The sequence below is a fragment of the Salipaludibacillus sp. CF4.18 genome (genome assembly GCF_051262595.1).
In the GTDB taxonomy this organism is placed as follows: domain Bacteria; phylum Bacillota; class Bacilli; order Bacillales; family Salisediminibacteriaceae; genus Salipaludibacillus; species Salipaludibacillus neizhouensis.
In genome coordinates this window covers 1-13,680 of the sequence record NZ_JBIMEV010000018.1, presented here as the reverse complement: position 1 = coordinate 13,680, position 13,680 = coordinate 1, and the positions used below count along the sequence as shown (strand labels likewise).

The 13,680-nt window shown below is 39.9% G+C and carries 13 protein-coding genes; 11 read left to right on the top strand and 2 right to left on the bottom strand.

The window, feature by feature from the left end:
• Window positions 1-41: 41 nt before the first annotated feature.
• The 7 genes from ACHABW_RS12620 to ACHABW_RS12590 all read left to right on the top strand — a co-directional run bounded on the left by ACHABW_RS12620 (window position 42) and on the right by ACHABW_RS12590 (window position 7,202).
• Window positions 42-608, top strand: a complete 567-nt coding sequence (locus ACHABW_RS12620; RefSeq protein WP_435755641.1) for an RNA polymerase sigma factor — start codon at window positions 42-44, stop codon at window positions 606-608.
• The gene (locus ACHABW_RS12615) at window positions 592-1,425 is read left to right on the top strand and encodes a hypothetical protein (RefSeq protein ID WP_435755640.1); all 834 of its coding nucleotides are present in this window, start codon (window positions 592-594) and stop codon (window positions 1,423-1,425) included. Before ACHABW_RS12620 ends, ACHABW_RS12615 begins: the two co-directional genes overlap by 17 nt.
• Window positions 1,426-1,825: 400 nt before the next feature.
• Window positions 1,826-3,235, top strand: a complete 1,410-nt coding sequence (locus ACHABW_RS12610) for a Glu/Leu/Phe/Val family dehydrogenase (RefSeq protein ID WP_435755639.1) — start codon at window positions 1,826-1,828, stop codon at window positions 3,233-3,235.
• Window positions 3,236-3,369: 134 nt separating this feature from the next.
• Window positions 3,370-3,933, top strand: a complete 564-nt coding sequence (locus ACHABW_RS12605; protein WP_435755638.1) for an FAD-dependent oxidoreductase — start codon at window positions 3,370-3,372, stop codon at window positions 3,931-3,933.
• A gap of 385 nt (window positions 3,934-4,318) precedes the next feature.
• Window positions 4,319-5,038, top strand: a complete 720-nt coding sequence (locus ACHABW_RS12600) for a PspA/IM30 family protein (protein ID WP_435755637.1) — start codon at window positions 4,319-4,321, stop codon at window positions 5,036-5,038.
• 1 nt (window position 5,039) lies between these two features.
• A complete protein-coding gene (locus ACHABW_RS12595) occupies window positions 5,040-5,570 on the top strand; it encodes a hypothetical protein (protein ID WP_435755636.1) in 531 nt (176 codons plus the stop codon).
• Between the two features lie 123 nt (window positions 5,571-5,693).
• Window positions 5,694-7,202 carry an SPFH domain-containing protein gene (locus ACHABW_RS12590; RefSeq protein ID WP_435755635.1) on the top strand — a complete coding sequence of 503 codons (1,509 nt, stop codon included), beginning with the start codon at window positions 5,694-5,696 and terminating at the stop codon, window positions 7,200-7,202.
• A 247-nt stretch (window positions 7,203-7,449) separates the two neighbouring features.
• Here ACHABW_RS12590 and ACHABW_RS12585 read toward each other — a convergent pair whose 3' ends face one another.
• Window positions 7,450-8,148: an REP-associated tyrosine transposase gene (locus ACHABW_RS12585; RefSeq protein ID WP_435755634.1), complete on the bottom strand. Its 699-nt coding sequence runs from the start codon at window positions 8,146-8,148 to the stop codon at window positions 7,450-7,452.
• Between the two features lie 267 nt (window positions 8,149-8,415).
• On the opposite strand from ACHABW_RS12585, the gene ACHABW_RS12580 reads away from it, so the two are divergent.
• The gene (locus tag ACHABW_RS12580) at window positions 8,416-9,312 is read left to right on the top strand and encodes an AEC family transporter (RefSeq protein ID WP_435755633.1); all 897 of its coding nucleotides are present in this window, start codon (window positions 8,416-8,418) and stop codon (window positions 9,310-9,312) included.
• Window positions 9,313-9,355: 43 nt separating this feature from the next.
• Complete coding sequence (locus tag ACHABW_RS12575) at window positions 9,356-9,808, top strand: ComEA family DNA-binding protein (protein WP_435755632.1); 453 nt, start codon at window positions 9,356-9,358, stop codon at window positions 9,806-9,808.
• Window positions 9,809-10,437: 629 nt separating this feature from the next.
• On the opposite strand, the gene ACHABW_RS12570 is transcribed toward ACHABW_RS12575, so the two are convergent.
• Window positions 10,438-11,070, bottom strand: a complete 633-nt coding sequence (locus tag ACHABW_RS12570) for a YigZ family protein (protein ID WP_435755631.1) — start codon at window positions 11,068-11,070, stop codon at window positions 10,438-10,440.
• 473 nt (window positions 11,071-11,543) lie between these two features.
• Between ACHABW_RS12570 and ACHABW_RS12565 the strand changes: the two genes are divergently transcribed.
• A complete protein-coding gene (locus ACHABW_RS12565) occupies window positions 11,544-12,674 on the top strand; it encodes a sensor histidine kinase (protein ID WP_435755630.1) in 1,131 nt (376 codons plus the stop codon).
• 199 nt (window positions 12,675-12,873) lie between these two features.
• Window positions 12,874-13,572 carry a response regulator gene (locus tag ACHABW_RS12560; RefSeq protein WP_435755629.1) on the top strand — a complete coding sequence of 233 codons (699 nt, stop codon included), beginning with the start codon at window positions 12,874-12,876 and terminating at the stop codon, window positions 13,570-13,572.
• Window positions 13,573-13,680 lie beyond the last annotated feature (108 nt).

The window sequence follows — 13,680 nt, the reverse complement described above, 5'->3', positions numbered from 1 at the left end:
TTTTTTGCGTCTAAAATAAGAACGAATGAGAGGTGATTAGTGTGGAAGATGAAAATTTAGTGGAGTTGGTGTTAGATGGCGATGACGGTGCCTTGGAAACATTACATGCAAGATATTTTCAGCAATTATTTCAATATATTTATATGCAAACTAGTGATTATCATGATTCAGAAGAGATTATTCAGGACGTTTTCTTTAAAATGGCTAGAAATCTAGGGGAATTCGAAGGCAAGTCGAGTTTTAAAACGTGGCTTTTTTCGATAAGTCGGAATACTGTGATTGACTATTACAGGAAGCGGGACAAACATAGAAAAACGATGGCAATGGAGCAGCGGGAACTAGAGAGTTTTACAGACAGAGTGAAATCTTCAGAGGAGCAAGTCATACAAAACGGCATGATGGATCAGATTGCACAAGAATTAAATCGGTTATCACCTGATTACCGGACGGTGCTCCATTTAAGGTTAATGGAAGGATTTACGACAAAGGAAACAGCAAATATCATGGGTAAAACGACGTTTGCAGTAAAGTCACTGCAAAAAAGAGCGAGGAAAAAATTGCAGAGCGTGTTAGAAATGAGGTGGATGGATAGTGAAGCGAAAATTTAACGGCGATGAGAACAATAATAGGAAAGAGAGCCTAAGTGACGATGAGATCAAAAAAGCGATGACTAAAACGAAGGTAAATCCTAGTGAACGTGTGAAACGAGATAGTCTTTCTAAAGCTATGGAAGGAATCGAGTTTGCCAGGAATAAAGCTTCCAATAGACATCAAAAAGCTCAGAGGAAAAACTGGGTAAAAGGAATGGGCGTCACGGGATTAGCAGCTGCTATAATGATGCTGCTAATCGTGAATACTGAGATTTTTCAGGATACTTTCACTTCTGGAGCTAACGTACCTTCACCTCTAGAAGAGCAACCAGTGACACCAGATGAAGAGGAACGCCCTAAAACGATAGAGATTGTGACATACCCTGAAGGGATGGAAGAAACGAATACGTATCAATTAGTTAATGAAGAGGATTTTCCTTTTACGACGTATATTCCGGATAATTTTATCTCTGAAAGGATGGATGTTGCCTATGGTTCGGGAGTCAAATTTTCGCCTGAGAATTCTGATGTCATGATGATGGAAATCGTGTTTTTCGATGATGGGATTTCAGAGGAAGAGGCTCTAGAGCTGGTGAAGGCCAAACTGGAACCACTTGGTGGAGTTGAGGAATTTCCAAGCGATGAGATTGAGGTGGATATCGCCGAGTGGGCGATTGCTTACTACCATTACTCAGAGGGGAAATCTGGAATGTTAACGTTAGGAAGTTTTGATAATGAGTTCTTTTATATCCATGAAGAGTTTATTGATGAAGCTGGAGATGGATGGGGACCACGTAAAAAAGCGATTCTAGAGGAATGGGATTGGAAGGAATAGGAAATGGGAGAAGGTGAGGGAACTGGTGACTAACATATGGGGAAATAAATCAACAGAAATTGCTTCCTTTTTCGCGTAAGTCGCCATCCTTTGCTCTTTTGAGTTGTATTTTTAGAATGAAAATAGTGGTTATTGTATAAAATTGGGTATCGGACTATTTGTCATTTTGATAAATCTTCGGTACCCTTTTCATATAGGCTGATTTACATAAGCTTTGTTCGGGTATAGAAAAACAGGCTGTATTTTGAAAAGGGTTTCATTAGTTGGGAGCTATCTTTACGCCACGCGTGTAAAGGGAAACCCACCCTTGACACTTAAATGATGGTGGCGAAAGATAACGCTGTATTTAACAAAAGACGCTTTGCGTTTTTCTTAAAAAAATATAAGGAGTGGTGCGTGCATGTCTTTAGTACAAACACAACGGACGATTGGACAGGTAATGAATGAGTTAAAGGAAGATGCGACTTTTCTTCCGAAGATGACGGCGGAAGCTCGGGAAAATGCCTTTGAGTCCGGTAAAGAGATTTTGACTACGACCGATAAGGTGATTAAAAGTTACATACGGGTTTCGAAGGATGATGGAAGAATTGTTCGGATTCCCGCCTATCGAATTCAGCACAATGATATCGCTGGTTTTTATAAAGGGGGGATCAGGTACAGTGAGCTAGTAAACGAAGAGGAAGTTGAAAATCTCGCTGTCTTGATGACGTTGAAAAACGCACTGCATGATCTTCCTTACGGAGGTGCAAAAGGCGGAGTTGTCGTTAATCCAAGTGATTACTCTGAGAGAGAGTTAAATTTGATATCGAAAAAATATGTGCAAAGATTTGCTCCGGATATTGGACCGACACATGACATTCCTGCCCCTGATATGGGGACGAACGAACAAGTGATGGATTGGATGGTCGGCGAGTACAAAACGATTCATCCAGGCGAAAACTACATGGGTGCTTTTACAGGGAAAAGCATTGAAAACGGCGGAGCTCAAGGTCGGAGAGAAGCGACGGGTAAAGGAACCTATTACAGTTACACTTGGCTCGTGAATGAGTGGGCGAGAAAACAACCGGATGACTTTTTGCATGATGGAAAAAACATTCACAAACTTCAGTTTGAGAAATTGAAAAACTTGTATACAAAGAGTGACCGTGGCGAGAAAATTTCGATTGCGATTCAGGGGTTTGGTAATGTCGGTTCGGTTGCTGCATTGGAGGCGTATACGGATAAGAAGTTACATCATAACGTCATTTCGGTCAGTGATCACCAGGTGACGCTGTTTAATGCGGATGGACTGGAAATCGTGAATTTAGTTTCCTATCAAGAAGAAAATGGTCACCTTCCAAGGACAAAAGAAGCATTGGAAAGCGTTGGTGTTAAAGCAGCAATATTAGAAAGAGATGCAATCCTGACGATGGAAATGGATGTGCTGGTTTTAGCAGCGATCGAGGATCAAATCATGGAAGGAAACATGAAAGAAATAAAGGCTGATATTTTGGTTGAGGGAGCCAATGCCCCGATCAATGTAGCTGCGGATACTCATCTTCATCAAAAAGGAAAAGTAGTTATTCCTGATATTTTGGCAAACGCTGGTGGTGTGACAGTATCTTACCTCGAGTGGAAGCAGGATAGAATTACCCAATTATATACAAAAGAAGAAGCTTTAGATGAGATGTATCAGCACATGGCAGCGAGTTGTGAAAAAGTATTCTCCTCGTACTTTTATCGAGAACTCGAAGGAATTCGGAAAACATGTTATCTTCATGCCGCCAAAAGATTGTTCAGCCTTCTTTACAAACACGGGAAGTTGTTTTAATCGAGGGAGCCTTCCAAATAATGGGGGGTCAGACCCGCAAATATTTTCCATTTTTGCAGTGCGTTTCAGTGGAATTCTCGTTTTTCGGAAGGCAGTATAAAAATGAGATAAGAATTACGAAAGGATGATGAAAAATGGCTTATGATATCGTGGTAATTGGAGCAGGACCTGCTGGAGCTAGTGCCGCACTTTTTGCTGCTAAGGCTGGGAAGAAAACGTTGGTCATTGATAGTGATCAAAGTATTACTAAAAAAGCATGGCTTAAAAATCACTATGGGGTAAGTGAAATTACTGGACCGGATCTTGTGGAAACAGGATTAAACCAAGTGAAAAGTTTTGGCGGAGAAGTGGTCAAGGATAAAGTTTCTAACCTTTCCGGTGAGAAAGGCAACGTAAAAATAGAAACAGAAAATGGTAGCTATGAAGCAGGCCATGTTATTTTGGCAACGGGAATGATTGTCGAATTAGCAGAAGCTTCTGGCATTGACACAAAAGAAGGTACAGAGCCACGAGTGAAGAAAGTGGTTAAAGTTGATGAGCAAGGTAAAACAAACGTGAGCGGCATATGGGCAGCTGGAACATGTGCTGGTCAAAGTGTTCACACGATCATCACGGCTGGTCATGGAGCCTCGGTCGCAATTAATGTGATTAGCGACATCAACGGAGAACGATATGTAGATCACGACATTTTAAAATAATAGTCTTTATCATATTTAAAACAAGCGAAAGCCGAATCGTTTATCCGGCTTTCACTTGTTTTTTTTGTTTGAGTTAGGATTGTTTGGGGCGTATGACGGCTGTGATACTAAATGATAAAGGCGACTCTCGGAAAAGGGCATCCGTGTGCGAGTGTCGCTATAGGATAAGATAGTGCCACTCAGAAGAGGCGTATAGTGTGAGTGTAGGCGTACGGGTCTAATAGTGACGCTCGGAACACTTAGGTAACATGACTGTCGCCAATTACCTCCTGTTGGGAATTTATGGGGGGACAGACCCGCAAAAATTTTCCATATTAGGGTTATTTATGACACTTTTTCTGTATAATTAGGTGTGTCGGGTGGTGTGAGGAAGGGGGAGTAGGGGATGCTTCGGTTGTTTAGAACTGTGAAACATTATTTTGCCAAGGGTGTAGATGTAGAAAAGCATGAAGACCAAGATCCGGTATCAATTGCCGATGAATTGTTAAAGGACATGGATCGAGAGTTATCTCACATGCGAGAATCGCTGAATAGACAGATTGCGAGTGAAAAACGGTTGAAACGAAGAGTGGAAGAAGCTCATCTGGAGGTTGGTCAAAGAGAAGCAGATGCGCTTGAGTTTTTACAACAGGATGATGAAAACTCTGCAAAGCTTGCGTTGTTAAAAAAAGAAGAGCTACGGCACCATGCAGCTGAAATGGAGACGTTATTAGCCCAAACTCAAATACATAAAAATGAGCTCCTTCAGCACATGGATGTGCAAACTGCGAATTATCATCGATTACAGGAAAAAAAGCTTCATTTACAAACGAAGCGGAACCAACCGCGACCCCCAACCGTACATGAAGTAGAGGAACTAAAAGTGCACGAGAAAAGAGATTTCTTTCTAGAACATCCCACGCGTTCTGAGAAAAGAGTTTCTTCTTTATCCGATCATCCACACATTGAAAATCCTGAGCAAGAAATGCCACTAAACTCAGGTGATGAACTGCCTGAGAGTCCGACACCAGCTAATGAAACTTCTGGAAAACATGGTGTTACTAATGTGGAAGAACGGTTAGAAGAACTTAAGAAATCACTCAAGCAAAAGGAATTAGGTGAGTAGTATGGAGGTATTTGGTTTCCCGATCGAAACACTGTATTTGTATGTACTTATTTTAGGTGTGATCCTAACGGTTCTCTTTCTGTTCGTGGGAGATATACTCGAAGGGCTGTTCAATCTTTCAGGCGATGGGGTGATTAACCCGATTACGTTAATAGGTTATATCACTTTATTTGGTGGACTAGGGTACGTGTTGGAGACGGTGACATTCATGAACAGTGGTACGATCATTGTGATAAATGCAGTCATATCGCTTATTGTTATCGTACTCGTCAATTTTTTCATTGTCATTCCCGTGAAGCGGTCGGAAAAAAATATTTCATACTCTGTTCAAGAATTGAAAGGAACTATAGGTGAAGTATATACAACCATTCCGATTGATGGGTTTGGAGAAATTGTCATTCCGAGAACGCATGGAACGATGAGTAAGCCGGCAAAAAGCTTCGATGGTGAGCATTTGCCTGAAGGAACAAAAATTCTTGTCATTGATATTGATGACGAAGGTGTGTTTCTCGTTTCCAAGCATTATGAATGAAGAGGAATTGAGGGAAGAAACAAAGTATCTAGTTTTATAAAAAAAGTGAAATTCGGTTCAAACTCGGGCACTTTTAAAAAGAGGAAAGCGTGGACTACTATAAGATAAAAAGGGGATGGATGTATGGAGTTTTTAAGTTCTGCAGTTATTATTGGTATTGTTGTTGCATTTGTATTTCTCGTATTAATAGGTGTTTATTTTACCCGATACCAAACTTCCGGGCCGAACGAAGCCCTGCTGGTTACTGGTAGTTATTTAGGAAAAGGAAAAAATATTTCCGATGATTCCGATGGTAAAAAGATGAAAATTTTGCGTGGGGGCGGGGCCTTTGTCGTACCGGTCTTCCAGCAATATGCAAAATTCAGTTTAGCGAACTACAGCTTGAATATTGTTACGACAGGTGCTTATACAGAGCAAGGGGTACCGGTTTCTGTTGATGGTGTGGCGATTATCAAAGTCGGGTCAACGATGGAAGAGATTGCAACAGCGGCTGAACAATACTTAGGTAAATCAACGGAAGAATTTGAAGAAGAAGTCCAGGATGTGCTTCGAGGCCATTTACGTTCTATTCTTGGTTCGATGAGTGTAGAAGATATTAATAATAACCGGGAGCGTTTTAACCAAGAAGTACAATCGGTAGCGTCTCGCGACTTTAATAAAATGGGGTTGGAAATCAAGTCATTTACGCTTCAGGAAGTAACAGATACAGAAGGCTATTTAGACTCACTTGGTAAACCGCGAATTGCTGAAGTGAAGCGAAATGCCGCAGTCGCAGAAGCGGAACGAAAGAAAGAAGCGCGAATTGAGAACGCACGAGCGGAACAAGAAGCGAAAGCGCAGGAATTAGTGCGTGATACAGAAATTGCGAATTCTGAGAAAGAAAAGCAATTAAAGATTGCAACATATACTCGTGAACAAGATCAAGCAAAAGCGGAAGCCGATCAAGCTTATGACCTTCAAACTGCAAAATCCAAGCAGCAAGTAACAGGCGAAGAAATGCAAATCAAAATCATTGAACGTGATAAGCAGATCGAGCTGGAAGAGCGCGAAATTAAGCGTCGTGAGAAACAATACGATGCAGAAGTTCGTAAAAAAGCGGATGCCGATCGCTATGAGCAAGAGCAAAAAGCAGAGGCGAATAAAGTGCAGCAAATGCGTGCGGCTGAAGCTTCCCAATATCAAATTGAAACAGAAGCACGAGCTCAAGCGGATTCTGAACGTTTACGCGGGGAAGCGGACGCAAGTGTTATTCGTAACCGTGGTGAAGCGGAAGCAACGGTTATTCTTAAAAAAGGTGAAGCCGAAGCAGAAGCGAAGAAAATGCTTGCAGAGGCATTCGATAAATACGGCGATGCAGCGAAACTCAGCATGATTCTTGAAATGCTGCCAGCTTACGCGCGAGAAATTGCTGCACCTCTTAGTGCGATTGATAGTGTGACCGTTGTTGATACTGGTGGAAGCAGTAAAGATGGTGGAGGTGGAGCCGGAAAAATGTCCAGTTATGTGACAGATTTGATGGCAACACTACCGGAGAACCTTAAGGCAGCATCAGGGATTGACGTCCAAGATTTATTAGAGAATTTCTCTGGAAAAGGAAATGTAAAACAAAGCATGGATGAATTAACAGAGTAACTATCGGCTCAAAACCAAAGTGGTGAAGCATCCACAAATTCGGAAGTTACGAACACGGATACACCTAGTAATTCTTAAGTAACCGATAGATTAATAGTTTTCTATGAGTAAAAGCGACGGAATAACCTCCGTCGCTTTTATTTTTGAAAAACTCTTAGTCTTAGAGAAATTGTTGTTTTTCTTTGAATATAGGTGCTCGAATTCGCTCTAGATGCCTGAATTCGGTGGGCAATACCCCCTTGAAATGTTATTCTAGTAAAGGAGTTTCTTTTTTGTCATTTTCGGTGTAAAAACTTTCAGCAACGATGAGGTTAGTATTTTCTTCAGAAATTGTCGCTAAACTTTTTTTCGCGGCTTCCTTTAAATAGTCATCATAAAACTCTGTTAAAAAATCTCGATTCACATGGTTATCAAGATCTTTTTCCACAAATTCTTTATAGAGAACCACTGAATCTTCCGAGAAAAACTGGAGAACCTTTGTGGTGGTTAAAAACGAATGATTCGTTTTAGCAAGATAATTTTTATAACTGCTCCAATAATATTTCTCTGGAGAATCAACGATATTTGCCATATATGGGTTTAAATGAATGTATTTACTGACTTCCAAAAAATAATTGGTGTTACGAATAAGGCGCGCATGATACCTTCCACTAAAAACATGTCCACTAAGGTCGTGACGTTTGTTAAAATAGATAGCATACAGGGAATGCAGTCGTTTCATAATTTTTTTACTATGGTAATCTGTAGTTTCCATAAGAAGATGAATGTGATTGGTCATCAGGCAGTATGCATGAATTTTAAACGGGAATTCCTGATGTACTTCTGAGAGAAGAGCGAGATACTTAAGGCGATCAGCGTCATCATAAAATATCGCACTTCGACGATTACCTCTACTTGTAATATGATATGTTGCACCTGGGTACCAAATTCTCGGTTTTCTACCCATACATATTTCACACCTTTCACTTGCTGAAATGGGATAAAGATGGTAAGTCATTTGGAAGTTAATCAAATTAAAGGGTAAGACGAAGGTCAAACTGGGGAAAAACATTTATTCGGTCGTAAAATAACAAATAAAAACGAGTAATAGAGTAATGTCATTGCTCTAAAAGATAGCATTCGACACAAAACTCAAAAATCCTTCTATTTATTGAAAATAAATAAAAGGAAAATAATGGGAGGTCTGACCCCCCAGAAATTAGGAAGCGATGATATGACAATTTTTATTACGGTTGTGCTGCCTGTGCTGCTTGTGTTTGTTGCAGGTTTTGTGGTGCAAAAGTGGCGTAAGGTGGACATTAAACCAGTCTCAACAGTAGCAATCTATATTTTGACGCCCGCACTTGTATTTGAAACGTTCTATTATGCAGAAATGAATATTCAGTATGCTTATATGATTGCTTTTGCGTTGATCTTACTTTTCGCACTAATTATTATTACAAAAGTATATTCATGGAAAATGAAATATTCATCTAGCACGGAAAGTGGTCTTATTCTCTCGACGGCATTTATGAATTCTGGTAACTATGGGGCACCAATTATCCTCTTTGCATATGGGGAGGCGGGATTTGCCTTTGCGATTTCGTTCATGGTTTTACAAGCGGTGATTATGAATTTCTTTGGTATTTACTATGCTGCCAGAGGAGTATCTGGGATGAGAACTGCTTTAAAAGTTCTCATGAAAATGCCTGTGACATATTCCATGCTCTTAGTGATACCACTAAAAGTTTTTGATATACCGATGCCGAGCACCATCATGCAGCCGGTTGAATTAATCTCCCAAGCTGCCATTCCAATTGTCATGTTGATTTTAGGTATGCAGTTAGCAAGAATTGAATGGGGAAATTCCGCATGGGGAAAGGTTTCCTACGGGGTTATCGTAAGACTAGTTATTTCACCGATCATTGCTTACGGAATAACCTTGATGATGCCGATGGACCCATTGCTGGCAGACGTTCTTATCGTCTCTGCTGCGATGCCATCCGCAGCAACAATCGTCATGTTTGCAGTAGAGTTTGATGCAGAACCAAAACTAGTATCCAGTACCACCCTGATCACAACCTTATTAAGCGTCGTTACCATTACGCTGATCTTAACAATATTAGGATAGGTTTTGAGTCATTTGTAAAAAAATGGGGGGTCTGACCCCAAAAATGAAATGGATTGGAGGGGAAGGCATGTTTAAAAGGATGTTTGTAATTTTGGTTACAGGTTTCTTGGTTTGGAAAGTGATTATTCCATTTTTAAAGAATCAGCTGCAGTTGGAGGTAGCTGTTGAGCAAGACGAACTGGATAAAATAAGACCGTTGATAAACGATGAAGTCGAACCTAACAGCGGCGAGGAAGCAGTTTTTTTGAAAAAGTCAGCTCCCTCTGATTTGCGTGTTTCTGAAGAAAGTTTCCTAGACGAGGTTGCTAGTGTTTCGATTAATCACGCAAACCTTGAGGAACTTTTAAAACTTCCTGGCGTTGGCGCTGATTTGGGCTCTAAAATACTTGACTATCGTAATCTCAACGGAGACTTTCAAGATAAAAAAGAGTTGCTTGCAGTCCCTGGGATTGGTGAAAAGAAGCTATTGGTTATGGAAGATTCTTTTCATATTTAATGAGTGTTTGATAGTGACTCGATTAGTACATAAAAAGACGTCTCATTTTTCCTTAGTGAAGGAATGAGACGTCTTTTTGGATAGATAAGAATTTATAAAATTAGCACCTACAAAAGTAGCACGTTGAAAACGAGAGCATAAGCGAGAATAAAAGAGTTTGAAAGTCGAAAAAAGAGGTAGGTGCTACTGGAGTAGCACCTACAAAAGTAGCACGTCAAAAACGAGAGCATAAGCGAGAATAAAAGAGTTTAGAAGTCGAAAAAAAGGTAGGTGCTACCGGCGTAGCACCTACAAAAGTAGCACGTCGAAAACGAAAGCATAGGCGAGAATAAGAGAGTTTAGAAGTCGAAAAAAAAGGTAGGTGCTACCGGCGTAGCACCTACAAAAGTAGCACATCGAAAACGAGAGCATAGGCGAGAAAATCCGCGAGACTCCTGTGGAAGAGCACGCTATATTTAATAAAAGACGCTACACGTGTTTTTCTTAGAAGTGGTTGCTCGAATTTGCTCTAGGGCGGACGCTTTCCGCAGGGTAAACACTTCAGCCTTCGCTAGAAAAAAGTTTTCCACCAGAAGTTGTCTTCCTGCAGGAGTCAGCGTCTTTGTTTTCATGCTTGTTGTTTGTTAATGTCAAACCTGTTTTTCCATATAACTTTGGCCGACTTGTTGAATGGTGGCTTGTCCATTTGTTAGGTTTTGCATCCACTCTTGAAATGACTCTTCGTCACCGTCTTTTACAAAGGCTTCTAACGCGACTTGTTCTAGGTAATCGATCTTTTTCAATTTGAATTGGGAGGAGCGGATTTCGTTTTCCACCTTACCAAGCAACGTGTAATCGAACGTACTTGAGTAAATGCTCATTAATTGTCTTTCTACAACTCCGGTTGTATTAATGCCTTCACTCGTGGCAGATCCATAAGCGCGAATGAGACCGCCGGCACCGAGTTTAATGCCTCCGAAGTACCGTGTAACGACAACGACTGTGTCTTTTAACTTACGCTGTTTTAATACTTCCAGCATAGGTACTCCTGCTGTTCCAGACGGTTCTCCATCATCGTTCGCCTTTTGGATTAAATCCTGTTCTCCGATCATATAGCAGGAACAGTTATGATTCGCATCCCTATGCTTTTTTTTAATGGAGTCTATGAAATTCCGAGCCTCGTCCTCAGAGGTAACTCTTTGCACATAAGCAATAAATCGTGACTTTTGAATGGTTAATTCATGTTCCCCATAGCCTTTTACAGTATAATAAGACGGTAGCATGTTTAATCTCTCCCAGGTAAGCAAATGTGTAGTAAGACTCACAAATTGTTTAAAATTATATAAAAATAGGCAAAATATGATGATAGTTAATAAAATTAGGGTATGATGTAATACTAGGGGATGTCAAGCGTCGCAGCCTAAAACTTGAAGTAGACATCTTTCTATCATCGTATCATATCCGAATAAGTGGTATATGAGAACTATATATTATTTATTTATCAGAATAGCTACTCTTGTGAGAAAAAGGGCATGTTGTTAGGATGAGGAAATACATCAAAAGAAAATTATGGGGAATGAGTGAACCAATTGTCGGATTACCCCCATAAAGCAAACGAACCGTACGATTAGTCATTAGAGCATACCGCTCAAAAACAACTTTTTTCACTTGCCATGAGCTCGTCTACTAAAATGAAGAAACTTTTAATAGATAGATGATTCCTTTGATTCAGAGCTGAAGAAAGCGAGGGTTTGGATTGAATTCCGTTCAACCGATTGAAACAATACTAGATAAAATGATGGAAACAGTTGGTCAAAGCAAAATCGATATTTTTGAAATTGGCGAAGACTCAAGGACAGAGTATGAGTCCTTGAAAAGAGAACTAGTAGATATTCAAAAAAACGTCATTCACATGATAGAGAAATCGGAAAAAACAGAGCTCCATTCCCGTTTCGCTAGGAACCGGCTAGCCGAAGTGAGCAAACATTTTTCCAATTATTCCGATGTCGAAGTAAAAGAAGCTTACGAACAAGCTAATGACTTCCAAGTTCAATTAGCTGTTCACCAACAAGAAGAAAAGCAACTGAGAGAACGTCGCAATCATATCGAACGACGGCTCATGAAATTGGGAGAAACAATGGAAAGAGCAGATCACCTAATAAATCAAATTAATGTAGTTATTAACTATTTAACGGGTGATTTGCAGCAAGTTTCTGAAATGGTAGCTGATGCAGAAGAAATGCAGCAATTTGGTTTGAAAATTATTCATGCACAAGAAGAAGAACGAAAAAAACTATCCCGTGAGATTCATGATGGTCCTGCTCAATCAATGGCCAATGTTATGCTGCGTTCGGAAATTGTTGAGCGAGTATTAGACAATGAAGGGATAGAACAAGCTCGAATAGAAATTCGTGATTTGCGTGTGATGGTGAAGGATTCATTAAGTGAAGTCCGCAGAATCATTTATGATTTACGTCCCATGACGCTAGATGATTTAGGACTTCTGCCGACACTGGCTAAATACTTAAGGAATGTTGAGCAACGTACAGGAATTTCAATAACGTTTAAAACGATGGGAAAAGAACAACGATTCCCTACTCATATGGAAGTTGCTATTTTTCGGTTTATACAAGAAGCCGTTCAAAATGCCTGTAAACATGCAGACCCAACGAACATTGTTGTAAAGCTAGAAATGAAGGCTGAGAGAATTACAATGGTTATTAAAGATGATGGTAAAGGATTCGATATTATCACGAAAAAAGAAGGCAGTTTTGGCCTTATTGGGATGAAGGAACGAGTTCATATGTTAGAAGGAAAGTTGAATATTGACTCTAAACCTAATGTAGGTACGTTAATTATTGTTCAGATACCTCTTGCAATAGTGTGATTTTTTTAGTATAAAAGAACTATGTATTTCCGTTTTTTGTCGGGAAGAAATGCATGAGAGATTTGCGCAATTGCTTAGTTTAGACATACTTTTCTAAAGGAAAATGTAGCATTTCCTTATCACCTCTAGAATGCACTTTACAACAGACACAATACATCATAGACATTATATAACTAATAAATTTTAGGAGGATATTAACATGGAAAACGAACATAAATTAAAAATTGTTTTGATTGACGATCACCAGTTGTTCAGGGAGGGAGTAAAACGAATCCTTTCTATGGAAGAGAACTTTGAGGTTGTTGCGGAAGGAAGCGACGGCTCAGACGTTGTTGATTTAGTGCGCCAAAATCAGCCAGATGTCGTTCTAATGGATATTAACATGCCGAATGTTAACGGAATGGAAGCAACGAAAAGTCTTGTTGAAACATTTCCGAACGTTAAGGTCCTTATCCTTTCCATTCATGATGATGAAACGTATGTAACTGCTGTACTGAAAACAGGTGCATCTGGTTATCTACTGAAAGAAATGGATACAGAAGCGCTCATAGAAGCCGTCAAGGTTGTTGGAGACGGTGGAGCGTACATTCATCCTAAAGTGACACATAACCTGATCAATGAATACCGTCGTCTTGCATCAGATAATGGTCCAGAAACAGAAATTGGCTTTAGAGAAGTAGAATACCGTCGTCCACTGCATTTATTAACGCGACGTGAGTGTGAAGTTCTTCAACTGATGACTGACGGGAAAAGTAACCGGTCAATCGGAGAAGCTCTTTATATTAGTGAGAAAACAGTTAAAAACCATGTAAGTAACATTTTACAAAAAATGAGTATGAATGACCGTACACAAGCGGTTGTAGATGCCATTAAAAACGGTTGGGTAAAAGTAAATTAATTTTATTTTTCATTGACATGCACTCGCATTAGCGGGTGCATGTTTTTTTGTTATCAAGTAAACAAGGATAGAAGACAGCTATGCCGTTTTTCTTATCCAAATAATGGG

Coding starts and splice junctions, on each gene's coding strand:
- ACHABW_RS12610 (WP_435755639.1), top strand. CDS start 1,826: ATGTCTTTAGTACAAACACAACGGACGATTGGACAGGTAATGAATGAG.
- ACHABW_RS12585 (WP_435755634.1), bottom strand. CDS start 8,148: ATGGGTAGAAAACCGAGAATTTGGTACCCAGGTGCAACATATCATATT.
- ACHABW_RS12605 (WP_435755638.1), top strand. CDS start 3,370: ATGGCTTATGATATCGTGGTAATTGGAGCAGGACCTGCTGGAGCTAGT.
- ACHABW_RS12600 (WP_435755637.1), top strand. CDS start 4,319: ATGCTTCGGTTGTTTAGAACTGTGAAACATTATTTTGCCAAGGGTGTA.
- ACHABW_RS12560 (WP_435755629.1), top strand. CDS start 12,874: ATGGAAAACGAACATAAATTAAAAATTGTTTTGATTGACGATCACCAG.
- ACHABW_RS12570 (WP_435755631.1), bottom strand. CDS start 11,070: ATGCTACCGTCTTATTATACTGTAAAAGGCTATGGGGAACATGAATTA.
- ACHABW_RS12580 (WP_435755633.1), top strand. CDS start 8,416: ATGACAATTTTTATTACGGTTGTGCTGCCTGTGCTGCTTGTGTTTGTT.
- ACHABW_RS12590 (WP_435755635.1), top strand. CDS start 5,694: ATGGAGTTTTTAAGTTCTGCAGTTATTATTGGTATTGTTGTTGCATTT.
- ACHABW_RS12595 (WP_435755636.1), top strand. CDS start 5,040: ATGGAGGTATTTGGTTTCCCGATCGAAACACTGTATTTGTATGTACTT.
- ACHABW_RS12575 (WP_435755632.1), top strand. CDS start 9,356: ATGAAATGGATTGGAGGGGAAGGCATGTTTAAAAGGATGTTTGTAATT.